The sequence below is a fragment of the Methylobacterium sp. NPDC080182 genome (assembly GCF_050281105.1).
In the GTDB taxonomy this organism is placed as follows: domain Bacteria; phylum Pseudomonadota; class Alphaproteobacteria; order Rhizobiales; family Beijerinckiaceae; genus Methylobacterium.
This window is the reverse complement of the sequence record NZ_JBNNWO010000001.1, coordinates 376,758-402,681: the sequence shown is the minus strand read 5'-3', so window position 1 is coordinate 402,681 and position 25,924 is coordinate 376,758. Positions and strand designations below refer to the sequence as shown.

Here is a 25,924-nt window from a genome sequence, read left to right as displayed (position 1 = left end):
CGGCCCGCGGGCGGCGTTCAGCCGGGCTCCGCCTCGTACACCGTCACGACGCCGCGGCCCTCGGGCACCATCACGCGCCAGCCGCGTGCCCGCGGCAGGTCGCCGGTATCGATCGCACTGGCCCGACCGGTCCCGACATCGAAGGTCGCGAGTCGGCCGTCCGAGATGCGTCCGCGCAGATACGCCCGGCCGTCGCCGAGGTGGAGCGCGGCCGGAGCGGCGGTGACGCCGTAGGCGACGTCCGCGAGGGCGCCGCTCGGCGCCAGGACGGCCCCCGGCAGCGCCAGCACGTCGGCCTCGGGAGCGATCTCGGACGCGACCCGCAGGTGGCCATCGACCGCGTGACGGCGGTTCAGCAGCAGGGCCTCCCGACGTCCCTCACGCTGCACGACGAGGGCGAGATCCGGCCCGTCCCGGCCGGCGATCAGGTAGACGCTGCCCGGCGCGAGCCGATCGAGGCGGGTGGTCCGGCCGGGACGGTGCAGGTCCAGGGTCATGCTTCCATCCGCGCGCGCCGCTCACCCCGCCCCTTCCGGTAGAACGCGCGACGCTCGGCTTCGGCCCGAACTACGGTGGCGCGCACCTGGAGCAGGTCCTTTCGGGTCAGGAGCCCGACGAGGCCGCCGGTGCGCGGATCGGTGACCGGCAGGCGCCCCTGCCCGGCCGACAGCATCACGTCGAGGGCGTGCGAGACCACGTCGCCCGGATGGACGACGGCGAGATCTGCGTCCGAGACGCGCTCGCCGAGGGTGCCCGCCTCGGCCTCGCCGTCGCGCTCCTCCAGGGTCCAGCGCAGGGCGTCGCTGCGCGAGACGAGACCCACGGGCCGGCCCGCGCCGTCGACCACCGGATAGGCGTGGTGGGCACCGATCTCGATCGCCGCGAGGGCGTCGGCCAGGGGCAGGTCCGCGTCGAGGGTCTCGACCGTGCGGGTCATCACCGCCTCGACCCGGGCGAGTTCGTAGGGATCGATCCCGTATTCCCGGGTCACGTGCTGCCCGCGCCGGGCGATCTTCTCGGTCAGGATCGAGCGCTTGAGGAGGAGCACGGTCACCGCGTAGGCCGCCATGGTGGCGGCGAGCAGCGGCGCCAGGGCGGCGACGTTGCCGGTCACCTCGACGGCGAAGACGACGCCGGTCAGCGGCGCCGGCAGGGTGCCGCCGAGCATCGCCGCCATGCCGATGAGCGCCCAGAAGCCGTGGGCGCCCGGCAAGAGGAGGCCGATCAGCCAGCCGACGGCGCCGCCGAGGATCAGCAGCGGCGCGAGCACGCCTCCGGACGTGCCCGACGACAGGGCGGCGAGCCAGATCACCGCCTTCACCACGAGGATCAGCACGACGGCGTTCGCCAGCATGTGGCCGGAGAGCAGGTCGTGGATGACGTCGTAGCCGACGCCGAGCGCCCGGGGCTCCACGAGGCCGCCCAGCCCGACCACGACGGCGCCGAGGGCGGGCCACCACATCCAGTGGAGGGGAAGCCGCCCGAAACCGTCCTCCAGCGCGTAGAGCGCCCGGGTCAGCGCCCCCGAGATCAGGCCGCAGGCGACCCCGAGCAGCGCGCAGGCGGGCAGCCCCCACCAGGGCAGGACCGGATTGTCGGCGAAGGGGAAGAGCGGGCCGGCGCCGAACAGGGCCGGCCGCCAGCAGGCCGCGGTGACCGCCCCGACGGTCACCGGGACGAGGCTGCGCGGCCGCCACTCGAACAGCAGGACCTCCACGGCGAGCAGCACGGCCGCCACGGGCGTCCCGAAGATGGCGGTCATGCCGGCCGCCGCGCCCGCCACCAGCAGGGTCTTCCGCTCGGCGGCGCTGAGATGGAAGAACTGGGCGAAGAGCGAGCCGACCGCGCCGCCCGTCACGATGATCGGCCCCTCGGCGCCGAACGGGCCGCCGGTGCCGATCGCCACCGCCGAGGAGAGCGGCTTGAGCACGGCGACCTTGGGCGACATCCGGCTGCTGCCGATCAGGATCGCCTCCATCGCCTCCGGGATCCCGTGGCCGCGGATCTTCTCCGAGCCGTAGCGCGCCATGGCGCCGACGATCAGCGCCCCGATCACCGGGATCGCCACCATCCAGGGCCCCGGCGCCGCGCCGGCCAGGGAGGTCAGGTCGGTGTCGAGCCGGCCGTACCACGCGAGGTTGGTCACGAGGCCGATCAGCGTGAGCAGGATCCAGGCGGTGCCGCTGGCGGCGGTCCCGGTGACGACCGCCATGCCGGCCAGCGTCAGGACCCGCCGGTCCGCGCTGAAATCTCCCAGCGCCCGCCGCGACGGCCTACCGTCCCCGCTCCCGCTCCCAGTCCCGCCGATCATCAGGGCCTCCTTTCCTCGCGGCGGCACTTATGTCGTGATCCGATATATTCGACAATGGCTCGACCGTTGCAGCCGGGACAGGACTGCCGATACGACGCAGCATCGGCGGCTCGGACGATTCACCACGGAGGCGATCATGGAGGCCGATGCCCCCGGAACGGCGGCGCTGTCGCGGGAGCAGTACGCGGCGCTGGCGGATTTCCGATTCCGTCTCCGCCGCTTCCTGGCGTTCAGCGAGGCCGCCGCGGCCCGGGAGGGGCTGCCGCCGCAGCAGCATCAGGCGCTGCTGACGCTCGCGGGCCACGTCGGGCGCGCGCCCGCCACGGTCGGCCTGCTGGCCGAGCAGCTGCTCATCGCCCCCCACAGCGCGGCCGAGCTGGTGTCCCGCATGGTCGAGGCCGGCCTGCTGACCAAGACCCGCGCCGTCGAGGACAGGCGGCGGAGCGAGCTGTCGCTGACGCCGCGCGCCGAGGCCCTGCTGCGGACCCTCACGGACGCGCATCTCGCGGAGCTGCGCGACCTCGCCCCCGCCCTCACCGAGGCCCTCGGGCCCGTGACGCGGTGAGGCCGACGCGCGCCGTCAAGCTGGCGGAGGTCGGTGGCCGTCGACGCGGGAGCCGAGGGCGCCCGCCCTCAGCGCGCCCGCGCCACGCAGAACTCGACGGCCCCGAGGAGCGCCGCCTTGACGGGCCCGTCCGGGAAGATGTCGAGGGCGGCCCGGGCCTCGGCGCCGTAATGGTGGGCGCGGGCCACGGTCTCCTCCAGGGCGCCGTGGCGCTGCAGGAGGTCGAGGGCGGTCTCCAGGTCGGTCTCGCCGATCTCGCCCTGCTGCAGGGTGCGCCGCCAGAAGCCGCGCTCGCCCTCGCTGGCGCGGCGATAGGCCAGCACGATCGGCAAGGTGATCTTGCCCTCGCGGAAATCGTCGCCGACGTTCTTGCCGAGCTCCGCGGAGGTGCCGCCGTAGTCGAGCACGTCGTCGATCAGCTGGAAGGCGATGCCGAGATTCATCCCGTAGGACCGGGCGGCCGCCTGCTCGGCCTCGGGCCGCCCGGCGAGCACCGGCCCAACCTCGCAGGCGGCGGCGAACAGCTCGGCGGTCTTGCCGCGGATCACCGCGAGGTAGGCGGCCTCGTCGGTCTCCAGGTTCTTGGCGTTGGTGAGCTGCATCACCTCGCCCTCGGCGATCACCGTGGCGGCGGCCGAGAGGATGTCGAGCGCCTTGAGCGAGCCGACCTCCACCATCATCCGGAAGGCCTGGCCGAGCAGGAAGTCGCCGACCAGCACGGAGGCCTCGTTGCCCCACTTGATCCGGGCGGCGACGCGGCCGCGCCGCATGTCGCTCTCGTCGACCACGTCGTCGTGGAGGAGCGTGGCGGTGTGCATGAACTCGACGCTGGCGGCGAGCTTCACGTCGCCGTCGGCGGCGCCCGCGTAGCCGCAGAGCCGGGCGCAGGCCAGCGTCAGGATCGGGCGCAGGCGCTTGCCGCCGGAGGCGATCAGGTGGTTGGCGACCTCGGGGATCATCGCCACGTCCGATCCCGTCCGCGACAGGATCGTGGTGTTGACCCGCGCCATGCCGTCGGCCACCAGCGCGACGAGGTCGTTGAGCCCCGCCTCCGCCTCGGGCTTCGGATTCTCGATGGAGAGGGCCATACCCAAGATCCGTGACCTCCAGACCGGTCGCCCCGCAGGGGGCGGGCGATCCCTTCGCACGCGCCCCGCGGCGCCGCAACATCGTCGCCGGCCGGATATGGGGTGTCGCCAGCGCGGATCTCACGCGACGAAACCGCCGATCCCCGCCCGTTCCGGAGCCGCGCCGCGATGATCGAGCTGATCCGGGCCAACGACGTCGTGCTGATCGGGTTCGCCCGCTCGGTCCTCGAGGCGGCCGAGATCCCGGTCCTCGTGGCCGACAGTCACATGAGCCTGATGGAGGGGTCGATCGGCGTCTTCGGCCAGCGCCTCCTCGTGCCGCGCGACCACGAGGCCCAGGCCCGCCGCCTGCTGACCGATGCCGGCATCGCCCACGAGCTGCGCCAGCCGTGACCGCCGAGGCCGGCAGCGGCGCCGATCCCTTCCTCGGCGGCCGCCTGCGCCTGCATCAGCCGCCGCGGGGCGCGCACCGCGCCGGGACCGACGCGGTGCTGCTCGCCCAGCTGCTCGCGCCGCGGGCCGGGGACCGGCTCTGCGACGTCGGCGCCGGGACCGGCGCCGTCGGCCTCGCCTGCGCGGCCCTGGCGCCGGGGCTCCGGCCGACCCTGGTCGAGCGCGACCCGGCACTCGCCGATCTGGCCCGCGCCAACGCGGCCCTCAACGGCATCGACGCGCGGATCGTGGTCGCCGACGTGCTGGCCCCCGCGGCGGAACGCCGCGCCGCCGGTCTGCTGCCGGACAGTTTCGACGTCGTGCTCACCAACCCGCCGTTCTTCGCGGCCGGCGATCACCGCGCCTCGCCGCATCCGGGCCGCGCCGCCGCCCACACCTTCGCGGGCGGCGATCTCGACGCCTGGATCCGCGCCTGCACGGCAATCCTGCGGCCCGGCGGGCGCCTGGGCCTCATCCACCGGGCGGACGCCCTCCCGGCCTGCCTCGACGCGCTCCGGGGCCGCTACGGCGGGCTGGCGATCCGCCCGGTCCATCCCCGCGGCGACGTGCCCGCGATCCGCGTGCTGGTCGCGGCGACCCGCGGCAGCCGCGCCTTGCCGAGCCTGCTGCCGCCCCTCGTCCTGCACAGCCCCGACGGCACTTTCACCGACGAGGCCGAGGCGCTCCATCGCGGCGCGCCGTGGCCGGCCCCCTGAGCGCCCGCGTCACGCCGCGAGGGCGGCGGGCTCGGCGTCGCGGATGCCGAGGAACCGCTCGACCTCCGGAAGGTCCGGGAAGGCGAGGAATTCGGGACGCAGCGGCTCGGGCAGCCCCTCGAAGTTGAGCCCCGGGAACGTGTCGGGATGCGGGTAGAGCTGCCAGGCCGCGCCGGGCTCGACCGGGGGGAACAGGATCGCGACCTTCTCGGCGCCGAGGCGGACGATCCGCGTCGGGCTGTACGACAGGGTCTCGATGCTCCAGCCGTGGTGGGAATCCCGGCGGGCCTTCATGGTGCGGCGGCTCGTCGCGCGATGCATGGCGGTCTCCTTCGGTGGGGGTGGAAGCGGGATCAGGCGGCGCTGCGGCGTCCGGCGCGCTTCGGCCAGCCCAGCGCCACGAGGCGGGCCTTGGCGTAGTCGCGCACCTCGTCGCGGGTGCCGGGCGGCATCGTCGCCAGGACGGCCTGGGTGGCGCCGTCCAGCATCAGGTCGGTGACGGCGTTGATGGTCTCGGCCTCGTCGATGCGGCGCTTGAGGTCGCCCTCGGCCTCGGTCACCTCGTCGAAGGCGGGCGCCTCCTCGAAATCCTCGTCGACGGCCCGGACCGGGACCTGATGGGCCCGGAACTCGTCGGCCTCCTCCTCGGAGTAGACGAGGCCGTGCAGCTCGATGAGCTTGAGGATGACGCGGTCCTTCCCGCGCTTCTCGGCCATGGCGTAGACGTAGGCCGCCTGCTTGCCCGAGACGCGGTAGTTCACGTTGACCAGCGCCTCGCCCATGGACCACTCGACCCGCTCGGTCCCGGGCTTCGCGCCGGGCAGCCGGCCGGTCACCAGGATCACGGCCTCGTCGCGCTCGGCCCGGATGACGGTCGGCGGCTCGAACACGATGCCGGCCTGGGCGGCGATGCGCTCCAGGGTCTTGTGGTAGATGACGGCGGTCCCCTGGACGCGCCAGACGTTGCCCCCGAAGGGCTCGCCGTAGCGGACGAGGATGTCGGCGATCTGCTTGTCGGCGGTTCGCATGGGGCGCTCGGTCCGTCAGGGTGAGGTCGCGTCGTCCACAGCTTTTATCGGGGACGCTCTTTCGTTCTCTTTTTGTTCACATCTATATGCGCAATCCGCCCGCGATGCGCAAGGCTCGGACGCGAAAAGCCGCGGCCGCGGACGTGCGTCATCGTCGGACACGTGCGGGCGTGGCGCGGGTCCCCGCTCCCGTGCGGGAGAGCGCGTGCGTCGCGGATGTCTCAGGAAGACGGCTCGTTGTCGGCGCAGTCGTACAGCAGCTTCTCGGATCCGAAGGCCCGACGGAGTCCGGCCCGGCGCACGATGCCACTGCGGCACCCCCGCCGCCTGCGCCGCCGACCCGCATTGTTGCTGCACCGCACCCTAGGCTAGACCGCTTCCACGATGTCCGAGACAGCTGCCGCGATGACGCCTTCCCTCTGGACCCGCCTGTCGAACCCCAGCCACTTCATGCGGTGGTCGGGGGCGCTCGTGCCGTGGCTGACGGCCCTGTCCCTCGGCGTGCTGGCCCTGGGCCTGTACCAGACCTTCTTCGTGGTGCCGCCCGACTACCAGCAGGGCGAGACGGTGCGGATCATGTACATCCACGTCCCGGCGGCGTGGCTCGGCGTGTTCTTCTACGGCGCGATGAGCGTGTCGGCGATCGGAACCCTGGTCTGGCGCCACCCGCTGGCCGACGTCGCCCAGCGGGCGGCCGCGCCGATCGGGGCCGCCTTCACGCTGATCTGCCTCGTGACCGGCTCGCTGTGGGGCAAGCCCATGTGGGGCACCTACTGGGTCTGGGACGCGCGCCTGACCTCCATGCTGATCCTGCTGCTGATCTACTGCGGCATCATCGCCCTGTGGCGGACCCTGGAGGATCCGAACCGCGCCGCGCGCGCGGTGGCGATCCTGACGCTGGTCGGCGCCGTGAACCTGCCGATCATCAAGTTCTCGGTGAACTGGTGGTCGACGCTTCACCAGCCGGCCTCGATCCTGCGCATGGGCGGCTCCACCATCGATCCCTCGATGCTCCACCCGCTGCTGGTCATGATCGCCGCCGCGACCCTCGGCGGGACGACCCTGCACCTCTACGCGATGCGCACCGAGATCATGCGCCGCCGGGTGCGGACGCTGACGATCCGCGAGGCCGAGCGCCTCGACCGCGCCCAGCCGCGCCTCACCCCGACACCGGCCGCGATGCCGGTCGGGCAGCCGGTCTAGGAGGACCGCGATGGATCTCGGGTCTCACGGCGGCTTCATCCTGGCCGCCTACGCGTTCACGGCGGTGGTGATGGTCGCCCTCGTGGGCAACGCCCTGCGCGACCGACGGGCGCAGCGGCGCGCCCTCAGGGGCTTCGGCGAGGACCGGCGATGAGCGCGCCCCTCGACGACACCGCCGGCCGGACACCGCCGGTCCGCCGCTCGCTGCTGCTGATCCTGCCGGCGCTCGTCTTCGCGGCGCTCGCCGCCGTGCTGTTCCTGCGCCTGCGCTCCGGCGCCGACCCGGCCGCCCTCCCCTCCGCGATGATCGGCAAGCCGGTCCCGCACTTCGACCTGCCCGCGGTGCCGGGGCTGACCGCCAACGGCGCGCCCGTGCCCGGCCTGTCGAGCGCGGACCTCAAGGGCCAGATCACGGTGCTCAACGTCTTCGCCTCGTGGTGCGCACCCTGCCAGGTGGAGCACCCGATGCTGATGCGGCTGGCGAAGGAGCCCGGCATCCGGCTCGTGGGGATCGACTACAAGGAGCCGAACCCCGAGGCCGGCCAGCGCTTCCTGACCCGGCACGGCGTGCCGTTCAGCGCGGTGGGAGCCGATGCCGGCGGCCGCGCGGCGATCGATTTCGGCGTCTACGGCGTGCCCGAGACCTTCATCATCGGGCCCGACGGCGTGATCCGCGACAAGCTGGTCGGCATCCTCACGCCGGAGAATTTTTCCAGCGTGCTCGCCCGCATCCGCGCGGCCGGCAAGGTCGCGGCGGCGCAGTAGGCGTCACGCCTCCGGCTGCGCCTTCTTGCGCTCGTAGCGGGTGAGCAGCGGCGTCTGCGCGAGGGCGAACAGCACGGTGATCGGCATGATGCCGAACACCTTGAAGTTGACCCAGAAATCCTCCGTCTGGGTCCGCCAGACCAGCTCGTTGAGCGCCGCCAGCACGAAGAAGAACACGCCCCAGCGGAAGGTGAGCTTCCGCCAGCCCTCGTCGGTCAGGCTGAACATCGAGTCGAGCACCACCGACAGCAGCGAGCGCCCGAACACGAGGCCGCCGAGCAGCACGGTGCCGAACAGGGCGTTAACGATGGTCGGCTTGACCATGATGAAGGTCTTGTCCTGCAGCGCCAGGGTCAGGCCGCCGAACACAACCACCACCACGCCGGACACGAGTGGCATGATCGGCAGGCGGCGCACCATCACGTAGTGGATCGCCAGAGCCACCACGGTCGCCGCGATGAACACGCCCGTGGCCACGAACAGCTTCTGGTCCGGGGCGACGCCGAACTTCTCGGAATAGGCGTTGCCGAGGAAGAACAGCACCAGCGGCCCGAGTTCCAGCGCCAGCTTCACGAGCGGCGGCAGGTGGCGGTGCGGGGGGACGGATTCGATCTGCATACGCTCGGTTGGCTCGGCTGCGGCGCTCACGGTCGGCTGAGAGCGTCGGACGGGATTCGCCGGGGTGTGTGGAACGCGGAGCGCGCGATGTCCATGACATCGCGCACCTGAGACCTTCGAGCGGCTGCCGCCTAATCCTTCTCCAGCCCGGCGATCGCCCGGGCGAAGTCGCGGGCCGCGAAGGGCTCCAGATCCTCCACGCCCTCGCCGACGCCGATGAAGTGCACCGGCAGGCCGAACTTCGCCGCCAGTGCCACCAGGATGCCGCCCCGGGCGGTGCCGTCGAGCTTGGTCATCACCAGGCCCGAGACCGGCGCGGCCTGCGAGAACAGCTCCACTTGGCTGAGCGCGTTCTGGCCGACCGTGGCGTCGAGGACGAGGAGCGTGGCGTGCGGCGCCTCCGGGTCCTGCTTGCGCAGGACGCGGACGATCTTCTCCAGCTCGGCCATCAGGCCGGCCTTGTTCTGGAGCCGGCCGGCGGTGTCGATCAGCAGCACGTCGGTGCCGGCGGCGCCCGCCTGCTTCAGGGCGTCGAAGGCGAGGCCCGCCGCGTCCGCCCCCTGCGCGCCGCTCACCACCGGCGTGCCGGTGCGCGCACCCCAGACCTTGAGCTGGTCGATCGCCGCCGCCCGGAACGTGTCGCCGGCCGCCAACATCACGGTGCGCCCCTCCGCCCGGAGCTTCGAGGCGAGCTTGCCGAGCGTCGTGGTCTTGCCGGCGCCGTTCACGCCGACGGTCAGGATCACGTACGGCTTCCGGCTCGCGTCGATGGCGAGCGGCACCGCCACGGGCTCCAGCGCCCGCTCCACCTCCGCGGCCAGGATCGCCCGGACCTCGTCGGGCGAGATGCCCTTCTCGTAGCGGCCCTTGCCAACGGCCTCCGAGACCCGCATCGCGGTCTCCAGGCCGAAATCGGCCTGGATCAGGGCGTCCTCCAAGTCCTCAAGGGTCGTGGCGTCGAGCTTGCGCTTGGTGAACAGGCCCGTGACCCGGTCGGACAGCGCCGACGAGGTCCGCTTCATCCCGGAGGTGAGGCGGCTCCACCAGCCCTTGGCCTCCGGCTCGCGGTCCGGTCCGGCGCCGGCGTCGTGCGCGAGGGCCGCGGCGCTGTCGACCGGCTGGATGTCGGACTGGGAATCGGGTTGAATCTCGGGCTGCACGTCGGCAGCCGGCTCCACCACCGGCTCGCGGTTCATATCACCCGTATCGACCGGGTCGGCGCCGTGCGCGGGATCGTCACCGGCGGTGCCGGCCGGCGGACGCTCCGGCTCGCCCTCCACGGGCAGCAGGTCCGCACCCTCGACCGCGTCCGGGACCGGCTCCCCGGTCTCCTCGGGCGGCAGCGGGACGTGGGAGACATCTTCCGCGGCGGTGGCGAAGTCCGGCTCCCCCTCGGAGGGCGAGGCCGCCCCGGCCGGAAGCTCGGCCTCGGGCTTGTCCTCGGCCTGATCCTCGGCTCTGTCCTCGGGCGCGGGCTGGCCTTTGCGCCCGAACAGGCGTCCGAACCAGCCGGGCTTCTCCTCGCTCGCCATGAAATCGCGTCCTCGCCCCACCTTGCCCCGCCGACACCGACCCTCTAGCCGATCCGGATGTCCAACGCCTTCGACATAGGCGCGCGCCTCCTCTACCGCGATGCCCTGCTGCTCGTCATCGACAAGCCGGCGGGTTTGCCGGTCCATCCGGGCCCCCGCGGCGGCGAGACGCTCACCGACCACCTCGACGCGCTCCGGTTCGGCCTGCCCCGCCGGCCGGAGGCCGCGCACCGGCTCGACCGCGACACCTCCGGCTGCCTCGCGCTGGGCCGCCACGCCAAGGCTCTGGCGCGGCTCGGAAAGCTCTTCTCCGGCAGCGCCGTCGACAAGACCTACTGGGCGATCGTGGCCGGCGGTCCCGCCGAGGAAGAAGGCAGCATCGACCTGGCGCTGGCCCGCCGCTCGGACGATCCGCGCTCGTGGTGGATGAAGGCCGACCCCGCGGGCGACCCGTCATTGACGCACTGGCGGGTGCTCGGCCGCGCCGGGGGGCGGACGTGGCTGGAGCTGAAGCCGGTCACCGGGCGGACCCACCAGCTCCGGGTCCACTGCGCCGCCTCCGGCTGGCCGATCCTGGGCGACGCGGTCTACGGCGGCGCGCCCCGCGGGAGCGCGCTGCACCTCCACGCGCGGGCGCTGTCGATCCCGCTTTATCCTAAACGGGAGGCCATCACGGTGACGGCGCCGCCCCCACCGCACATCGCCGAAGCCGTGGCGACGATGGGCGCGTGAGCCTCGCATCATCGCGAGCGCAGCGAAGCGACCCAGGGCAGCGCGACATCGGGAGACCTGGCGCCGCTGGATTGCTTCGCTCCGCTCGCAAAGACGGCGGCGGGCACGATTGAACATGCGCCTGGACCGCATCCGTCCTTTCGGGGCCGGCACGGAGCGTCACAGGCCAGGAAGACCGGGCGCTAGGCGCCGATCAGCCGCGCCCCGTCGTGCCCCGCGATGGCGATGCTGTGGAACGTCCCGGGCGCCTCATCGGCCGCCAGCCGCACGGCCGTGAAATCCACACTCCGCCCAACGCCGCCGCGCTCCGCCAGCACCGTGAGGCGACGGCCGACCTGGGCGTCGAGGTGCCGCCGCAGGGCACCCGCACCCGCCTCGCGCAGCCGCGCCGCCCGCGCACGGATCACGTCTGGCGCAACCGGCGGCATGCGCGCGGCCGGCGTGCCGGGACGTGGGGAATAGGGGAAGACGTGCAGGTGCGTCAGGCCGCATTCCGCCACGAGGTCGAGGGAGCGGGCGAACTGCGCCTCCGTCTCGGTCGGGAAGCCCGCGATCAGGTCGGCGCCGAGCACGATGTCGGGTCGCAGCCGCCGCACCGTCTCGCAGAAGCGGATCGCGTCGGCGCGCAGGTGCCGGCGCTTCATGCGCTTGAGGATCAGGTCGTCGCCGGCCTGCAGCGACAGGTGCAGGTGCGGCATGAGCCGCTCCTCCTCGGCGATCGCCGCCATCAGGGCGTCGTCGGCCTCGACAGAATCGATCGAGGAGAGGCGCAGGCGCGCGAGGTCGGGCACCGCCCGGAGGATCGCCCGCACGAGACCGCCGAGGGTCGGGGCCGGGCCGGCGAGGTCGCGGCCGTAGGCGGTGAGGTCGACGCCGGTCAGCACCACCTCGCGCCCGCCCCGGGCCACGAGGGTCTCGACCTGCGCGATCACGTCCGCCTCCGGCACCGAGCGGGAGACGCCCCGCCCGAACGGGATCACGCAGAAGGTGCAGCGGTGGTCGCAGCCGTTCTGCACGGGCACGAAGGCACGGGTGTGCCCGGCGACCGCCTCGACCCGCGTCGGCTCGGCCGTTCGCGCCGCCATGACGGCGCCCGGACCGGTCGCGGCCGCAGACCAGCCCTCCGGCCGCAGCTTCTCGGCGTTGCCGACGAGGCGCGCGACCTCCGGCATGGCCGCGTAGGCCTCCGTCTCGACCTCGGCGCCGCAGCCGGTGACGACGATCTCGGCGGCGGGCCGCTCCCGGGCGATGCGCCGGATCGCCTTGCGGGCCTGCCGCCCGGCCTCGGCGGTCACCGCGCAGGTGTTCACCACCACGCGGTCGCGCCCGTCCGCAGCCGCGTGGGCCCTCAGGGCCTCGGACTCGACGGTGTTGAGGCGGCAGCCGAAGGTGAGGGTCTCGACCGCCATCAGGCCGCGCTGTCGAACAGCTCCGGCGCCAGGGTCCCCTCGGCGACGAGCGCGACCGGACCGGTCATCAGGACGTGGTCGTCGGCGCGCCACTCGACGAACAGCTCGCCGCCCGGCAGCGCGACGCTGGCCTGTCGGCCGATCATCCGCAGGCGCGAGGCGGCCACCACGGTGGCGCAGGCGGCGGTGCCACAGGCGAGCGTCAGCCCGGCCCCCCGCTCCCAGACGCGGAGCTTGATCGCCTCGCGGCCCGTCACCTGCGCCACCGAGATGTTGGCGCGCTCCGGGAACAGCGGGTGGTTCTCCAGCATCGGGCCGATCCGGGCGAGGTCGAAGCTGTCCGGATCCTGCTCCACGAAGAACACCGCGTGCGGGTTGCCCATGTTCACGGCGCCCGGCGAGTGCAGGATCGGGTCGTCGATCGGGCCGATCTGCAGCTCGATCCGCCGGGTGTCGGGGAACGGCTCGGACAGGGGGATCTCGTCCCAGGCGAGCCGCGGCCGGCCCATATCGACCGTGAAGGCGCGCTCCGAGACGCGGCGCACTCCGAGCAGGCCGGCCTTGGTCTCCAGGGTGAGCCGGCCGCCCTCGGCCGGCCGCGCCATGGCCGGGTCGTCGAGCATCGCGTAGGCGACGCAGCGCGTGCCGTTGCCGCAGGCGCCCGATTCCGAACCGTCGGTGTTGTAGATGCGCATGAACGCGTCCGTGCCCGGGCTCACGGGATCGTGCAGGACCATCAGCTGATCGAAGGTCGAGCCGGGATCCTGGGCGATCGCCCGCGCCTCCTCGGGCCGGACTTTCGCCGCGGAGCCGCGCAGGTCCAGCACCACGATCGCGTTGCCGGCGCCGTGCATCTTCAGGAAGCGTCTGTGGGCGAGTGCGCTCATGCGGTCCCGCGGTTGGAGGAAGGCGCGGGCTATATCGCAAAAGCCGCTGCCCGGCGCGAGGGGTGCCACGGCGTGGCAGATGCGCCGCACCCGCGGCTCTCGTCCGCGGCGCCCTCGCGGGCCGTCCCGTTCGCCACTAGGTTACGCCGCGGGAGCCCGCGCGATCATCCGTGGGCCTCGACCGGAGCGCCCTACGTGATCCGCCTTCGTCCGCTCGTCGCCCTCTCGGCCGCCCTCGTGCTCGCGTCGGCCGGCCCGATCGCCGCCCAGCAGCAGCCCGCGCCGCCGCCCTCCACGGCGCCCGCGCCGGCCCAGACGAACCCGCTGCCGACCACGACCGCGCCGAACCCGGTCGCCGACCCGGACAAGAGCGCGGCCCCGGCCCCGCAGCAATCGGTGGCGCCCCCGCCCGCGGGCCAGTCTGCGGCGGGAACGCCCCCGGCCACGAGCACGGGGACACCCGGCCGGCCCACGCTCATCGAGAAGGCCGGCGAGCCCGGCGACGTCGACGAGGTCACCCTCCCGGCCAAGCCCGCCGCGATCCTGTCCGGCAAGACCAAGTGGGAGGAGGCCGTGCCGAACCTGAAGCAGGCCTTCGCGCGGATCGAGGCCGACCTCGCCAAGCTCGGCGTCGCGCCGGCCGGCCGGCCGCTCGCGGTCTTCACCCGCACGGACGACGACGGCTTCGAGTTCGAGGCGATGGTCCCGGTGGCGGCCGCGCCGAGCCCGGCACCGGCCGAGACCGACGGCCTGCGCTTCGGCACGACGCCCTCCGGCAAGGCGCTGCGCTTCGCCCACAAGGGCTCCTACGAGTCGATCGACAGCACCTACGAGACGCTGACCGCCTACCTCGATGCCAAGGACATCGTCGTGCAGGACCGGTTCGTGGAGGAGTACGCCACCGACCTCAAGGACAGCACCGACGACAGTCTCGACGTGAACATCTACGCGCTGGTGAAGTAGGCGAGCGCGGGCCGGCGGCGGCGCCCTTCGGTCGCGACGACCGCCTCGGAATCGAGCGCGCCCTGCTCTCCGCTGGAAGCGCGCGGACCCGACGATGCGGACAGATCGCCGCTGCCCCGTACCGGCAGGAACAGGGGCGGCGGCTGGCGGATTCGCCCGACATGCCCGCCGCCGACCTCAGATCCGCAACCGTCCCGCGTTCACGCCGCAAGGCGGTCCCCGCCGTCGCGGATCCGGCGCTGGCCGAGAAGGCGCTCGCCGTCCACGCGCGGCTCTGCCCGGTCTACGGCTGCCCGATCCCGTACTTCCACAGCCTCGATCCGGTCAGCGAGCTCGTCTCGTCGCTCCTGTCGCACCGGACCCGCAATGCCGAATCCGGCCGGGCCTTCAAGGCGCTGCGGGCGCGCTTCCCCGACTGGGACGCGATGCTCGACGCGGACGTGCCGGAGATCGAGGCCGCCATCGCGGGCGTGACTTGGCCGGAGCTGAAGGCGCCGCGTATCCGCGACGTGCTCCGCGCCCTGCGCGACCGGCACGGCAGCCTCGACCTCGCCTTCCTGGCCGACATGGAGGTCGAGGCGGCGCGGGAATGGCTGCAGGCGATCCCGGGCGTCGGGCCGAAGACCAGCGCGGCGGTCCTGTCCTTCTCCACCCTGCGGATGCCGGCGCTGCCGGTCGACAGCCACCATCATCGGGTCGCCCAGCGCCTCGGGCTGATCGGCAGGCGGGTCGATGTCGGCCCGTCGCACCCGATCCTGCGGGCGCAGCTCCCCGCGGACTGGAGCGCGCAGGACCTCTACGACAATCACGAGATCCTGATGCTGCACGGGCAGAAGGTCTGCCATCATCATCGCCCGGCCTGCGGGCGCTGCGTCCTGGTCGACCTCTGCCCCAGCGCGAAGCTGCCCACGCGGGAGCCGTGAGCGCGTCCTTGACCATTCCGGCCTACGGGTGCGAGTAACCGCGCGCCCGGACGGCGCGGAGCCCCGGTCTTCCCTCGCTCAGGATCGGCGCCGATGGCCGCGTTCACCGAATTGGTCTTCTCGGGCGTCCAGCCCACCGGCAATCTGCACCTCGGCAACTATCTCGGGGCGGTGAAGCGCTTCGTGGAGATGCAGGAGCGCGACGCGCAGTGCCTGTACTGCGTCGTCGACCTGCACGCGATCACCGTCTGGCAGGATCCCGAGGCCCTGCGCGGCCAGATCCGCGAGGTCACCGCCGCCTTCCTCGCCGCCGGCATCGATCCGAAGCGCTCGATCGTGTTCAACCAGAGCCAGGTGCCCCAGCACGCCGAGCTCGCCTGGGTGTTCAACTGCGTCGCCCGTCTCGGCTGGCTGAACCGCATGACCCAGTTCAAGGAGAAGGCCGGCAAGGACCGGGAGAACGCCTCGATCGGCCTCTACGACTACCCGGTGCTGATGGCGGCCGATATCCTGGCCTACCGGGCGACCCATGTGCCGGTCGGCGAGGACCAGAAGCAGCACCTGGAGCTGACTCGGGACATCGCACAGAAGTTCAACACCGATTTCTCGGGGTCGATCACGGCGCACGGCCACGGCGACGCGTTCTTCCCGATCACGGAGCCGCTGATCGGCGGGCCGGCCGCCCGGGTCATGTCGCTGCGCGACGGCACCAAGAAGATGTCGAAGTCGGACCCGTCGGACAACGCCCGCATCAACCTCACGGACGACGCGGACGCCATCGCGCAGAAGATCCGGAGAGCGAAGACCGACCCCGAGCCCCTGCCCTCCGAGGTGGCGGGCCTGAAGGAGCGGCCCGAGGCCGACAACCTCGTGGGGATCTACGCGGCGCTCGCCGGGATCACCCGCGAGGACGTTCTGCGCGATTTCGGCGGGGCGCAGTTCTCGACCTTCAAGCCAGCGCTCGCCGACCTCGCGGTGACGAGCCTCGCGCCGATCGCCGAGGAGATGCGCCGCCTCACCGCCGATCCGGGCCATATCGACGCCGTGCTGGCCGACGGCGGCGCCCGGGCCGAGACCATCGCGGCGCAGACCCTCGACGCGGTCAAGGACATCGTCGGCTTCGTCCGGCGCGGTCCCAGCCTGCAGGCGGTGCGGTGACCGTCCGGGCGCTGGTCTTCGACGTCTTCGGGACGCTGGTCGACTGGCGCTCCGGCGTCGCCCGCGAGGCGGCGCGGCTGCTCGCGCCCGTCGCGCCGGACCTCGATGCCGGCGCCTTCGCGGACGCGTGGCGGGCCCGCTACAACCCATCGATGGAGACGGTGCGCTCCGGCGCCCGACCCTACGTCGACCTCGACACGCTCCAGGCCGAGTCGCTGCCCGGCGTGCTGGCGCAGTTCGGCATCGCGGGCGTCTCCGAGGCCGTGCGGGGCGAGCTGGTCCAGGCATGGCACCGGCTCGACGCGTGGCCCGAGGTGCCGGACGCGCTGCGACGCCTGCGCGAGAAGCACCTCCTGGCACCGAACTCCAACGGACATGTCCGGCTGATGGCCGACCTCGCCCGCCGCAACGGCCTGATCTTCGACGCGGTGCTCGGCGCCGGCTATTCCCGCGACTACAAGCCGAAGCCGGCGCTCTACCGCGACGCGGTCGCGGCCTTCGGCTTCGCGGCCGGCGAGACCATGATGGTCGCCGCCCACTCGAACGATCTCGCGGCGGCCGCCAGCCACGGGCTCGCCACCGCCCACATCGCCCGCCCGCACGAGCACGGCCCGGCCGGCGGCGAGACCGCGCCGACGGTGCCGGTCACCCACGCGGCGCGGGATCTCGCGGATCTCGCCGACCGGCTCGGCTGCTGACGGATCGATACGGGAGGGTGTGATGGCCGACTGGAACCCCGCCCTCTACACCCGCTTCGAGGACGAGCGGACCCGCCCCGCCGCCGAACTCCTCGCCCGCGTGCCCCTCGACGCACCGCGGCTCGCCGTCGATCTCGGCTGCGGGCCCGGCAACTCGACCGCGCTGATCGCGGCGCGCTTCCCCGACGCGGAGGTGATCGGCCTCGACACTTCCCCGGCGATGCTGGAGAGCGCCCGCGCCCGCCTGCCGGGCCTGTCCTTCGCGCTGGCCGACGCCGCCACCTGGGTACCCGAGCGGGCCCCGGACCTGATCTACGCCAACGCCGTGCTGCAATGGCTGCCGGACCACGCGACCCTGCTGCCGCGGCTGTTCGGTCTGCTCGCCCCGGGCGGCGTGCTCGCTGTGCAGATGCCCGACAACCTCGCGGAGCACACCCATCGCCTGATGCGCGCGGTCGCGGCGGACGGCCCCTGGGCGGCCGCGATCGGCGATCCCGCCGTGGCCGGCCGCCTCGGGCGGATGCTGGAACCCGCCGCCTACTACGACCTGCTGGCGCCGCGCGCCGCCGCCGTCGACGTCTGGCGCACCGCCTACCACCACCGCATGGCGGACGCGGCCGCCATCGTGGACTGGGTCAGCGCGACCGGGCTCCGGCCGTTCCTCGACCCGCTGGATCCGGAGGAGCGGGCCGGCTTCCTGGCGGCCTACACCCGCGCGATCGACGCCGCCTACCCGCCGCGCAGCGACGGGCGGCGCCTGCTCGCCTTCCCGCGCGTGTTCATCGTCGCCCGCAAGGCGCGGTAGCGCGGGCCGGCACGGCGACCATCAGGCCGCGCGCACCGTTCCGAGGAAGCGGCCGACCTCCGCCCGGAGATGCGCGGATTGCCGCGACAGGTCCGCGGACGATTCCAGCACCTGACCGGCGGCAGAGCCGGTCATGTCGGCGGCTTCGGCCACGCGGGCGATGTTCGTCGTCACCTCGCCCGTGCCGGCGGCGGCCTGGGTCACGTTGCGGACGATCTCCTGGGTTGCCGTGCCCTGCTGCTCGACCGCGGCCGCGATCGTCGTGGCCGCCCCGCTGATCTCGTCGACGCGCGTCGTGATGCTGCCGATCGCCGAGGCCGCCTGCTCGGTCGAGGCCTGGACGCGGGCGATCTGGCCCGCGATCTCCTCGGTGGCCCGTGCGGTCTGCTCGGCCAGCGCCTTCACCTCGGCGGCCACGACCGCGAAGCCCCGGCCGGCCTCGCCGGCGCGGGCCGCCTCGATGGTGGCGTTCAGGGCCAGCAGGTTGGTCTGGCCGGCGATGCCGCTGATCAGCGCCACAACATCACCGATCTTCATCACCGCCGCGCTCAGATCCTCCACCAGCCGCACCGTGCGCCCGGCCTCGTCGGCCGCGGCCCGCGCGAGTTGCGCGGATCCCTGGACCTGACGCCCGATCTCCTGCACCGAGCTGCCGAGCTCCTCGGCCGCCGAGGCCGCGGCCCGGACGTTGGCGGCGGCCTCCTCGGCCCCGGCCGCGACGGTGGTCGACTGGCCGGCGGTCTCCGACGCCGTGGCGGCCAGCGCCCCGGCCGTGGCCTGCAGCGCGGTGGCCGCGTCCGTGACCGTCGCGACGATGCCGCCGATGGCCTGCTCGAAGCTGTTCGCCAGGTCCGCGGTCACCCGCTTGCGGTCCCGGTCGGCCGCCGCCTGAGCCTCCGCCCGCGCCCGCGCGTCGGCCTCCGCCTGCGCCCGCAGGCCGTCGCGCAGCTTCAGCACGGCACGCCCGACCAGTCCGACCTCGTCGCGCCGCTGCGCCTCGCGCACATCCGCCCCGTAATCGCCCGCGGCCATGTCGCCGATGGTCCGGCCGAGGCCGCGGATCGGCGCCCCGACGAGACGGTGCAGCGCGCCGAAGACGGCCGCGCACCCGATCAGCACGCAGAGGACCGAGATGCCGATCAGCGTCGCGCGCGCCCGATCGGCGGCGGCCGTGAGCGTCGCCACCGGCACCGCGACGACGATGGCCCAGCGGTCAAGGGTCTCGCCCGCCTGGATATGCTGCGCCATGTAGCGCCACGGCGCACCGTCCGGACCCGGCGCGTCGGTCACCACCACGGCTCCCGCCGCGATCGCCTGCCGGGCCGCGTCGGCCGCCGACGCGTCGAAGCCGTGCATCGGCTTCCCGGCCGCCGCGCCGGTCGGATGCGCGACGGTCGTTCCGTTCGCCGAGACCACGGCGAGGTAGCCGGTCCCGAACGGCCTTACCGCCCCGAGGGCGGCGTTCAGGGACCCGAGATCGATGTCGACGCCGGCGGTGCCGCGATACGTGCCGTCCACGGTGATCGGTGCGCCGAACGACATCATGACGACGTCCTTCCCGGCCACCGGGTAGATGTAGGGTTCGATGGCGACCAAGCGGTTCAGCCGCTTCGGCAGGAGGTAATAGGCGCCGTCCGGCTCGGCCTCGTAGCCCGTGAGGACCTCGCGCTTGATCGTGCCGCTCCCGCGGTTCCAGTACGGCATGAAGCGGCCGCTCGCGTCCGAGGAGGCCGTGCCGGCGAACGCGCGGTCGCGCCCGTCCAGGGCGTCCGGCTCCCAGCCCGTCCAGGTCGCGATCAGCTCGGGGTTGGCGCGCAGAAGCTCGCGCAGCAGCGCGTCGTAGATGTCCCGGTCCTGGATGCGGCCGGCGCGCAGGGCCGACGCGGAGGCCGCGATGCTCTCGGCAGTCTTGGCCGCTACCGCGAGGCGGAAGCGGACCTCGCGCGCCTCGTTCGACAGCGTCTCCGACTGTATCTCTGCGGCCTGCTCATCGAAGGATGCGTCGATTCGGCGGGCGAGAAAAGTCGTCCCACCCGCGAACACCGTAGCGATCAGGATGCTGCAGATCAATGCGACGCGCAGCGGGAGCGAAACCATGGTCTTAACGGTCCGAGCAAAGATGCGATCGGCAAATTTGCACGAAATTTATGGCTCTGCACTCACAACGTCAAGAATTTTCTAGACCATTAAATTATAGATCAAAGAAGTTTTGATTTATCAACATTTTGTACGGTAGATTTATACTCGGAAAAATCTAATTTGACGTAAATTGAGTTCCGCACCGGCCGCCCGGGACTGCGGGGCGGCCGGAATGGACGATCAGGCCTCGCCGCGGGCCATCAGCGCCTCGTACTCCGCGACTTCCAGCCGGCCCTCCTGGGCGACGCGGGCCTTGTCGGCGTCGCTGATCACGTCGCCCGCGAGGTCGAGGCGCTTCCAGGCGGCGAGCGGGGTCTCGCGGCCGGGCCGCGGCACGTACTTGTTCTGCTCGAGCTTCTGGTACTTGTGGATGTAGCGCGGGCAGTTGATCCAGATCTTGGTGACCGCGACCTTCACGAGGTACTTGGCCTCGGTGTACTCGGACATGAGGGCATCGTCGCGCAGCAGCGTCGCGTGGCCCTGCACGCGGATGCGGTGGGGCGTCTCGAAGTCGATGAACAGCAGGCCGACCTTGGCCTGACCCTCGATGTTGCCCATCGAGTAGAACATGCCGTTGCCGTCGAAGCCCGGGAACACGAGCGTGTTGGCGTCGAGCACCTTCACGAAGCCCGTGGGGCCGCCCTTGTAGGAGACGGTCGGCATGCCGTCGGGGTCGACGGTCGAGAGGAAGAACATGTCGCGGGAGCCGATGAAGGCGGCCTCGTCCGGCTGGACGCTCTCGTGGACCCAGTCCTCGTCGAGGCGCACGGCGAGCTTGGTGGTGCCGAACTCCTCCTGCAGCGCCCGGTGCGCGTCGGAATAGAGCGATGCCATGGGTGTCCTCTCCGCTTGCCGGTCCTCGTGCAGGCGAGACCGCTGCCGGGCTTATGGCCGGGATTTCCGGTGCCGGACAACCCGGAACGCGAAGGGCCGGCCACGCCTTCGCGCGACCGGCCCTCAAGCGCGGCCGAGCAGAGCCCGGCCGCGCGATCCGAAGCAATCAGTTGCGGGTCTTGTCGACCAGCGCCTTCTCGGAGATCCACGGCATCATGCCGCGGAGCTTGGCGCCGACCTCCTCGATCGGGTGGGCGGCGAGCTTGGCGCGGGTCGCCTTGAACGAGGTCTGGTTGACCCGGTTCTCCAGCATCCAGTTGCGGGTGAAGATGCCCGACTGGATGTCGTTCAGCACGCGCTTCATCTCGGCCTTGGTCTCGGGCGTGACGATGCGCGGGCCGGTGACGTACTCGCCGTACTCGGCCGTGTTGGAGATCGAGTAGTTCATGTTGGCGATGCCGCCCTCGTAGATGAGGTCGACGATCAGCTTCACCTCGTGGAGGCACTCGAAATAGGCCATCTCGGGGGCGTAGCCCGCCTCGACCAGGGTCTCGAAGCCGGCCTTGATCAGCTCGACGAGGCCGCCGCACAGCACGGCCTGCTCGCCGAACAGGTCGGTCTCGCACTCCTCCTTGAAGGTCGTCTCGATGATGCCGGCGCGGCCGCCGCCATTCGCCGAGGCGTACGACAGGCCGAGGTCGTGGGCGTTGCCGGAGGCGTCCTGCGCGATGGCGATCAGGGTCGGCACGCCGCCGCCGCGGAGGTACTCGGAGCGCACGGTGTGGCCGGGGCCCTTCGGGGCGACCATCAGGACGTCGAGGTCCTTGCGCGGCTCGATCAGGTTGAAGTGGACGTTGAGGCCGTGGGCGAACAGGAGCGCGGCGCCCTGCTTCATGTTGCCCTCGAGGGACTCGCGGTAGATGTCACCCTGCAGCTCGTCGGGGGTCAGCATCATCACCACGTCGGCCCACTTGGCGGCCTCGGCGACCGACAGGACCTTGAAGCCCTCGTGCTCGGCCTTCTTGGCGGTGGCGGAGCCCTCGCGCAGCGCGATGACGATGTCCTTCACGCCGGAATCGCGCAGGTTGAGCGCGTGGGCGTGGCCCTGGCTGCCGTAGCCGACGATGGCGACCTTCTTGCCCTTGATCAGGTTCAGGTCGGCGTCGCGATCGTAATACACCCGCATGTCTGTCTCCTCTTAAGATCGGTGGTTCGGGTCGGGTTTGGCCCGGCCGTAGAGGGCCAGGAACTGCTCGACGGCGCGGCCCGCATCGCGCCGGATCTCGGCCCCGTCGAGGTCGAGGGTCTCGCCGAGCAGAAGTCGGATCTGGATATCCCGGCCGACGAGGCCGAAGAAGGTGCGGAACGCGGCCTCGCTGTCGGCGAAGGTGAGCAGGCCGGCGGCGCGCCCCGCCTCCAGCACGGGCTTCACCCGCTCGCCGATGGCGAAGCGGCCGTTCGCCAGGACGATGCCGCCGAGATTGCTCTTGCGCGAGCCCGCATGCGCGATGGCGATGCGGTTCAGCGCCACCGAGGTCGGGCCGGTGATGACCTCCAGCCACGTCACGGCGAAGTCCTGCAGGCGCTCCCGCAGGGTCGCGCCGTCGAGCACCTGCGCGGCGTCGTGCCCGGCATGGACCCGGGAGGCCTGCCAGCGCACGGTCGCGGTCAGCAACCCGTCGCGGTCGCCGAACCACTTGTAGAGCGTTTCCTTCGAGCAGCTCGCCCGTCGCGCGACGGCGTCCATGGTGACTTGCTCGCCGTCCTCGACCATGAGGCCGAGCACGGCGTCCAGCACCGCCTGCTGGCGGGCCGACGGGGCTTCCTGCTCTGCTGTAGCGCTGGCCTGCATCGTCTCGAAATGGCGTACCGTACCGTACGGTACGCCCTCTAGGCCGATTCGGCGGCCGCGGCAAGGGGCTGCCGCGGCCGAACCGCGTCAGCGCGGCAGCGGCAAGCCCTCGCGGGCGAAGACGGCCTGCACGGCCGGGCGCTCGGCGACGCGGCGGGCGTGGGCGGTCCAGGCCGGGAAGCGGCCGGCCATGTCGAATCGCAGCACCGGACCGTTGGCCCAGAACCAGAAGACCATCAGGTAGGCGTCAACGACACTGAAGCGGTCGCCCACCGCCCAGCCGCCGTGCGAGAGGCGCACCTCGGTCATGGTGGCGAGGTCGGCGTAGGTGTTGGCCGCCTTCGCCTTGATGCCCGGAAAGGCGCTCTCGTCGTCGGAGTAGCGCTCGGGACGGCGGACATGGGCGTAGGTCACGTGGTGGTTGCAGGCGAGCCAGCCCAGCCACTCGTCCGCGGCCGCCTGCTCGCGCAGGTCCGCGGGCCACAGCCCCGTCTCGGGCACCTGACGGGCGACGTGGCGCATGATGGCCGCGCACTCGGTGAGGACCCAGCCGTCCTCGGTCAGGGCCGGCACGCGGCCGCGATCGTTGATCGCGAGGTATTCCGGCCGGCGCTGGTCGCCCGCGGCGAGGTCGAGCTTGATGCCCTCGTAGGGCAGCCCGGACTCCTCCAGGATGATGTGGGCGGCGAGCGAGCAGGCGCCGGGGGCGTAGTAGAGGGTGCGGGCGGTCATGAGAGATCCTTGATCGACGAAGTCGGGCGCCGCAAGTCCGCCACGGCGAGGCGACCGCAATCGGCTCGCCTCATCAATACAGCCGGCTCCCCGCAACAATGTTCGGCCTGGTGGCCAGATTTAGAGCGGCTCCGCCCCGCGTCCCATCGCGGAGATGCCGGTCCGGCAGATCTCCACCAGACCGATCACGCTCATCAGGCGCACGAACCGGTCGACATCCTCGGTGGCGCCGGTCAGCTCGAACACGAAGGAGTTGAGCGTGGCGTCCAGCGTCTTGGCGCCGAAGGCGGCGGCCAGTCGCAGGGCCTCGCTGCGGTGCTCGCCCTCGCCCTTCACCTTCACGAGGCAGATCTCGCGCTCGATGGCGTTGCCCTGGAGCGTGAGGTCAACGACCCGGTGCACCGGCACCAGCCGGTCGAGCTGCGCCTTGATCTGCTCGATCACGGCGTTCGTTCCGGTGGTCACGATGGTGATGCGCGAGATGTGGCGCGCCTCCTCGGTCTCGGAGACGGTCAGGCTCTCGATGTTGTAGCCGCGGCCGGAGAACAGGCCCGAGATGCGGGCGAGCACGCCGGGCTCGTTGTCGACGATCACCGCGAGCGTGTGCCGGTTCACCGGCTCGACGCGGACCGCATCGGGGTAGTGGGTGTTCATCGCGTTCATCGCCGGCCTCGTCCTCGTCGTTCGACCCATCGCCGCCGCAGCGGCGGATCGCGGCCCGGCGGTGACGCCGGGCCGCCCGCCCTCACACCAGCATCTTGCCTTCCTCGGAGATCACGTCGCCGAGCTCGACGCCGGTCTCACCGAGGTAATCGGACAGGAGCATCTCGTTGTGCGCCTTGCCCGACGGGATCATCGGGAAGCAGTTCTCGGTCTTGTCGACGATGCAGTCGAAGATCACCGGGCCGTCATGGGCGAGCATCTCCGCGATGGCGCCGTCGAGGTCGCCCGGCTTCTCGCAGCGCATGCCCTTGGCGCCGTAGGCCTCCGCGAGCTTCACGAAGTCCGGCAGGCTCTCCGAGTAGCTCTGCGAGTAGCGCGAGCCGTGCAGCAGCTCCTGCCACTGCCGGACCATGCCCATGTACTCGTTGTTCAGGATGAACACCTTGATCGGCAGGCGGTACTGCACCGCCGTCGACATCTCCTGCATGTTCATCAGGATCGAGGCCTCGCCGGCGATGTCGATCACGAGCCCGTCCGGGTGCGCGAGCTGCGTGCCGATCGCCGCCGGCAGGCCGTAGCCCATCGTGCCGAGGCCGCCCGACGTCATCCAGCGGTTCGGCTCGTCGTACTTGAAGTACTGGGCGGCCCACATCTGGTGCTGGCCGACCTCGGTGGTGATGTAGGTCTCGCGGCTCTTGCAGGCCTCGTAGAGGCGCTGCACGGCGTATTGCGGCTTGATGATCGTGCCCGACGGCCAGTAGGCGAGGCAGTCGCGCGCCTTCCAGGCGCTGATCTTCTGGAACCACGGATCGAGGTTCGACTTGTCGGGCCGCGACGGCAGGGCGCGCCACGCCTCCAGCATGTCGGCGAGCACCGAGGCGCAGTCGCCGACGATCCCGACATCGACCTTCACGACCTTGTTGATCGAGGAGGCGTCGACGTCGATGTGGATCTTCTTGGAGAAGGGCGAGAACGCGTCGAGCCGGCCGGTGATCCGGTCGTCGAACCGGGCGCCGACACAGATCATCACGTCGCACTCGTGCATCGCGAGGTTGGCCTCGTAGGTCCCGTGCATGCCGAGCATGCCCAGGAACTTCTCGTCCGTGCCCGGATAGGCGCCGAGGCCCATCAGGGTCGAGGTGATCGGGAAGCCGGTCTCGCGGACGAGCTCGCGCAGCAGGCGCGAGGCCTCGGGACCCGAGTTGATCACGCCGCCGCCGGTGTAGAAGACCGGCCGGCGCGCACTCGCCATCAGCTCGACGGCCGCGCGGATCCGGTCGGAATCGCCCTTCACGGCCGGGCGGTAGGTCTTGTGGCTCGCGATCTCGGGGCGCTCGTAGAGGCCGGAGGCGAACTGGATGTCCTTGGGCAGATCGACCACGACGGGGCCCGGCCGGCCGTTCGCCGCCACGTAGAACGCCTCGTGCAGGATGCGCGGCAGGTCGTCGATCGATTTGACGAGGTAATTGTGCTTCGTGCAGTGGCGCGTGATGCCGACCGTGTCGCATTCCTGGAAGGCGTCGGTGCCGATCAAGTGCGTCGGGACCTGGCCGGTGATGCAGACCAGCGGGATCGAGTCCAGCATCGCGTCGGTCAGCCCGGTGACGATGTTGGTCGCGCCGGGGCCCGAGGTGACGAGGACGCAGCCGACCTTGCCGGAGGAGCGGGCATAGCCCTCCGCCGCGTGGACGGCGCCCTGCTCGTGGCGGACGAGGATGTGCTTGACGGCGTTCTGGTGGAAGAGCGCGTCGTAGATCGGAAGTACGGCGCCGCCCGGGTACCCGAACAGCGTGTCAACACCCTGATCCTGGAAGGCCCGGATGACCATCTCGGCCCCGGTCATGACCTCGCCGCCCATGCTCGTCTCCTCG

Annotated in this window: 28 protein-coding genes; 12 read left to right on the top strand and 16 right to left on the bottom strand. The window is 71.9% G+C overall.

Going from position 1 to position 25,924, the window contains the following annotated elements; genetic code table 11:
• Positions 1 to 17 precede the first annotated feature (17 nt).
• Together ACQKQD_RS02025 and ACQKQD_RS02020 are read right to left on the bottom strand one after the other, a co-directional pair.
• Positions 18 to 497: a hypothetical protein gene (locus ACQKQD_RS02025; RefSeq protein ID WP_427507351.1), complete on the bottom strand. Its 480-nt coding sequence runs from the start codon at positions 495 to 497 to the stop codon at positions 18 to 20.
• Positions 494 to 2,311 (bottom strand): chloride channel protein, encoded by a 1,818-nt coding sequence (locus ACQKQD_RS02020; RefSeq protein WP_427507350.1) that lies wholly within the window; start codon positions 2,309 to 2,311, stop codon positions 494 to 496. Before ACQKQD_RS02020 ends, ACQKQD_RS02025 begins: the two co-directional genes overlap by 4 nt.
• A gap of 136 nt (positions 2,312 to 2,447) precedes the next feature.
• On the opposite strand from ACQKQD_RS02020, the gene ACQKQD_RS02015 reads away from it, so the two are divergent.
• On the top strand, positions 2,448 to 2,876 hold the full coding sequence (locus ACQKQD_RS02015; RefSeq protein WP_427507349.1) for a MarR family winged helix-turn-helix transcriptional regulator: 429 nt from the start codon (positions 2,448 to 2,450) through the stop codon (positions 2,874 to 2,876).
• 68 nt (positions 2,877 to 2,944) lie between these two features.
• On the opposite strand, the gene ACQKQD_RS02010 is transcribed toward ACQKQD_RS02015, so the two are convergent.
• Positions 2,945 to 3,964 carry a polyprenyl synthetase family protein gene (locus tag ACQKQD_RS02010; RefSeq protein ID WP_091679233.1) on the bottom strand — a complete coding sequence of 340 codons (1,020 nt, stop codon included), beginning with the start codon at positions 3,962 to 3,964 and terminating at the stop codon, positions 2,945 to 2,947.
• Positions 3,965 to 4,132: 168 nt separating this feature from the next.
• Between ACQKQD_RS02010 and ACQKQD_RS02005 the strand changes: the two genes are divergently transcribed.
• Positions 4,133 to 4,357, top strand: a complete 225-nt coding sequence (locus ACQKQD_RS02005) for a DUF2007 domain-containing protein (RefSeq protein ID WP_026604550.1) — start codon at positions 4,133 to 4,135, stop codon at positions 4,355 to 4,357.
• Positions 4,354 to 5,112 carry a tRNA1(Val) (adenine(37)-N6)-methyltransferase gene (locus ACQKQD_RS02000; RefSeq protein WP_427507348.1) on the top strand — a complete coding sequence of 253 codons (759 nt, stop codon included), beginning with the start codon at positions 4,354 to 4,356 and terminating at the stop codon, positions 5,110 to 5,112. The genes ACQKQD_RS02005 and ACQKQD_RS02000 overlap by 4 nt, the downstream gene beginning before the upstream one ends.
• A 9-nt stretch (positions 5,113 to 5,121) precedes the next feature.
• Here the strand turns inward: ACQKQD_RS02000 and ACQKQD_RS01995 are convergent, their stop codons facing one another.
• Together ACQKQD_RS01995 and ACQKQD_RS01990 are read right to left on the bottom strand one after the other, a co-directional pair.
• Positions 5,122 to 5,433 carry a hypothetical protein gene (locus ACQKQD_RS01995; protein WP_020090705.1) on the bottom strand — a complete coding sequence of 104 codons (312 nt, stop codon included), beginning with the start codon at positions 5,431 to 5,433 and terminating at the stop codon, positions 5,122 to 5,124.
• Positions 5,434 to 5,465: 32 nt separating this feature from the next.
• The gene (locus ACQKQD_RS01990; RefSeq protein WP_056531636.1) at positions 5,466 to 6,140 is read right to left on the bottom strand and encodes a hypothetical protein; all 675 of its coding nucleotides are present in this window, start codon (positions 6,138 to 6,140) and stop codon (positions 5,466 to 5,468) included.
• Between the two features lie 405 nt (positions 6,141 to 6,545).
• Between ACQKQD_RS01990 and ACQKQD_RS01985 the strand changes: the two genes are divergently transcribed.
• From ACQKQD_RS01985 to ACQKQD_RS01975, 3 genes are read left to right on the top strand one after another with little or no spacing between them, the layout of a single operon-like run.
• Positions 6,546 to 7,343: a heme ABC transporter permease gene (locus tag ACQKQD_RS01985; RefSeq protein WP_026604551.1), complete on the top strand. Its 798-nt coding sequence runs from the start codon at positions 6,546 to 6,548 to the stop codon at positions 7,341 to 7,343.
• Positions 7,344 to 7,353: 10 nt separating this feature from the next.
• Complete coding sequence (gene ccmD, locus ACQKQD_RS01980; protein ID WP_020090708.1) at positions 7,354 to 7,497, top strand: heme exporter protein CcmD; 144 nt, start codon at positions 7,354 to 7,356, stop codon at positions 7,495 to 7,497.
• Positions 7,494 to 8,108, top strand: a complete 615-nt coding sequence (locus ACQKQD_RS01975; protein WP_427507347.1) for a DsbE family thiol:disulfide interchange protein — start codon at positions 7,494 to 7,496, stop codon at positions 8,106 to 8,108. Before ccmD ends, ACQKQD_RS01975 begins: the two co-directional genes overlap by 4 nt.
• A 3-nt stretch (positions 8,109 to 8,111) precedes the next feature.
• Here ACQKQD_RS01975 and ACQKQD_RS01970 read toward each other — a convergent pair whose 3' ends face one another.
• Both ACQKQD_RS01970 and ftsY read right to left on the bottom strand, forming a co-directional pair.
• A complete protein-coding gene (locus ACQKQD_RS01970) occupies positions 8,112 to 8,726 on the bottom strand; it encodes a septation protein A (protein WP_091679240.1) in 615 nt (204 codons plus the stop codon).
• Between the two features lie 131 nt (positions 8,727 to 8,857).
• The gene (gene ftsY, locus ACQKQD_RS01965) at positions 8,858 to 10,258 is read right to left on the bottom strand and encodes a signal recognition particle-docking protein FtsY (protein ID WP_427507346.1); all 1,401 of its coding nucleotides are present in this window, start codon (positions 10,256 to 10,258) and stop codon (positions 8,858 to 8,860) included.
• Between the two features lie 57 nt (positions 10,259 to 10,315).
• On the opposite strand from ftsY, the gene ACQKQD_RS01960 reads away from it, so the two are divergent.
• The gene (locus ACQKQD_RS01960) at positions 10,316 to 10,990 is read left to right on the top strand and encodes an RluA family pseudouridine synthase (RefSeq protein ID WP_091679246.1); all 675 of its coding nucleotides are present in this window, start codon (positions 10,316 to 10,318) and stop codon (positions 10,988 to 10,990) included.
• A 182-nt stretch (positions 10,991 to 11,172) separates the two neighbouring features.
• Here the strand turns inward: ACQKQD_RS01960 and mtaB are convergent, their stop codons facing one another.
• Both mtaB and dapF read right to left on the bottom strand, forming a co-directional pair.
• Positions 11,173 to 12,399, bottom strand: coding sequence for a tRNA (N(6)-L-threonylcarbamoyladenosine(37)-C(2))-methylthiotransferase MtaB (gene mtaB / locus ACQKQD_RS01955; RefSeq protein WP_427507345.1), 1,227 nt, complete (start codon positions 12,397 to 12,399; stop codon positions 11,173 to 11,175).
• Positions 12,399 to 13,286 (bottom strand): diaminopimelate epimerase, encoded by an 888-nt coding sequence (gene dapF, locus ACQKQD_RS01950; protein ID WP_205833818.1) that lies wholly within the window; start codon positions 13,284 to 13,286, stop codon positions 12,399 to 12,401. Before dapF ends, mtaB begins: the two co-directional genes overlap by 1 nt.
• Positions 13,287 to 13,481: 195 nt before the next feature.
• On the opposite strand from dapF, the gene ACQKQD_RS01945 reads away from it, so the two are divergent.
• From ACQKQD_RS01945 to tam, 5 genes are all read left to right on the top strand, one after another.
• Complete coding sequence (locus ACQKQD_RS01945; RefSeq protein ID WP_091679256.1) at positions 13,482 to 14,249, top strand: GyrI-like domain-containing protein; 768 nt, start codon at positions 13,482 to 13,484, stop codon at positions 14,247 to 14,249.
• Positions 14,250 to 14,410: 161 nt separating this feature from the next.
• Positions 14,411 to 15,172 carry an endonuclease III domain-containing protein gene (locus tag ACQKQD_RS01940; protein WP_091925525.1) on the top strand — a complete coding sequence of 254 codons (762 nt, stop codon included), beginning with the start codon at positions 14,411 to 14,413 and terminating at the stop codon, positions 15,170 to 15,172.
• Between the two features lie 93 nt (positions 15,173 to 15,265).
• On the top strand, positions 15,266 to 16,330 hold the full coding sequence (gene trpS / locus ACQKQD_RS01935) for a tryptophan--tRNA ligase (RefSeq protein WP_020090717.1): 1,065 nt from the start codon (positions 15,266 to 15,268) through the stop codon (positions 16,328 to 16,330).
• Positions 16,327 to 17,028, top strand: coding sequence for a haloacid dehalogenase type II (locus tag ACQKQD_RS01930; RefSeq protein WP_091925528.1), 702 nt, complete (start codon positions 16,327 to 16,329; stop codon positions 17,026 to 17,028). The genes trpS and ACQKQD_RS01930 overlap by 4 nt, the downstream gene beginning before the upstream one ends.
• Before the next feature lie 22 nt (positions 17,029 to 17,050).
• Complete coding sequence (gene tam, locus ACQKQD_RS01925) at positions 17,051 to 17,833, top strand: trans-aconitate 2-methyltransferase (RefSeq protein WP_427507344.1); 783 nt, start codon at positions 17,051 to 17,053, stop codon at positions 17,831 to 17,833.
• 21 nt (positions 17,834 to 17,854) lie between these two features.
• Here the strand turns inward: tam and ACQKQD_RS01920 are convergent, their stop codons facing one another.
• The 7 genes from ACQKQD_RS01920 to ACQKQD_RS01890 form a co-directional block, all read right to left on the bottom strand.
• The gene (locus ACQKQD_RS01920; protein ID WP_427507343.1) at positions 17,855 to 19,930 is read right to left on the bottom strand and encodes a methyl-accepting chemotaxis protein; all 2,076 of its coding nucleotides are present in this window, start codon (positions 19,928 to 19,930) and stop codon (positions 17,855 to 17,857) included.
• 222 nt (positions 19,931 to 20,152) lie between these two features.
• Complete coding sequence (locus tag ACQKQD_RS01915) at positions 20,153 to 20,806, bottom strand: pyridoxamine 5'-phosphate oxidase family protein (RefSeq protein WP_427507342.1); 654 nt, start codon at positions 20,804 to 20,806, stop codon at positions 20,153 to 20,155.
• A gap of 166 nt (positions 20,807 to 20,972) precedes the next feature.
• The gene (gene ilvC, locus ACQKQD_RS01910; protein ID WP_091679273.1) at positions 20,973 to 21,992 is read right to left on the bottom strand and encodes a ketol-acid reductoisomerase; all 1,020 of its coding nucleotides are present in this window, start codon (positions 21,990 to 21,992) and stop codon (positions 20,973 to 20,975) included.
• A 12-nt stretch (positions 21,993 to 22,004) separates the two neighbouring features.
• Positions 22,005 to 22,658: a TetR/AcrR family transcriptional regulator C-terminal domain-containing protein gene (locus tag ACQKQD_RS01905; protein ID WP_331294134.1), complete on the bottom strand. Its 654-nt coding sequence runs from the start codon at positions 22,656 to 22,658 to the stop codon at positions 22,005 to 22,007.
• 87 nt (positions 22,659 to 22,745) lie between these two features.
• Complete coding sequence (locus ACQKQD_RS01900) at positions 22,746 to 23,390, bottom strand: glutathione S-transferase family protein (RefSeq protein ID WP_427507341.1); 645 nt, start codon at positions 23,388 to 23,390, stop codon at positions 22,746 to 22,748.
• Positions 23,391 to 23,510: 120 nt separating this feature from the next.
• Positions 23,511 to 24,053, bottom strand: a complete 543-nt coding sequence (ilvN, locus tag ACQKQD_RS01895) for an acetolactate synthase small subunit (RefSeq protein ID WP_020090724.1) — start codon at positions 24,051 to 24,053, stop codon at positions 23,511 to 23,513.
• A gap of 82 nt (positions 24,054 to 24,135) precedes the next feature.
• Positions 24,136 to 25,911: an acetolactate synthase 3 large subunit gene (locus ACQKQD_RS01890; RefSeq protein ID WP_331294138.1), complete on the bottom strand. Its 1,776-nt coding sequence runs from the start codon at positions 25,909 to 25,911 to the stop codon at positions 24,136 to 24,138.
• Positions 25,912 to 25,924 lie beyond the last annotated feature (13 nt).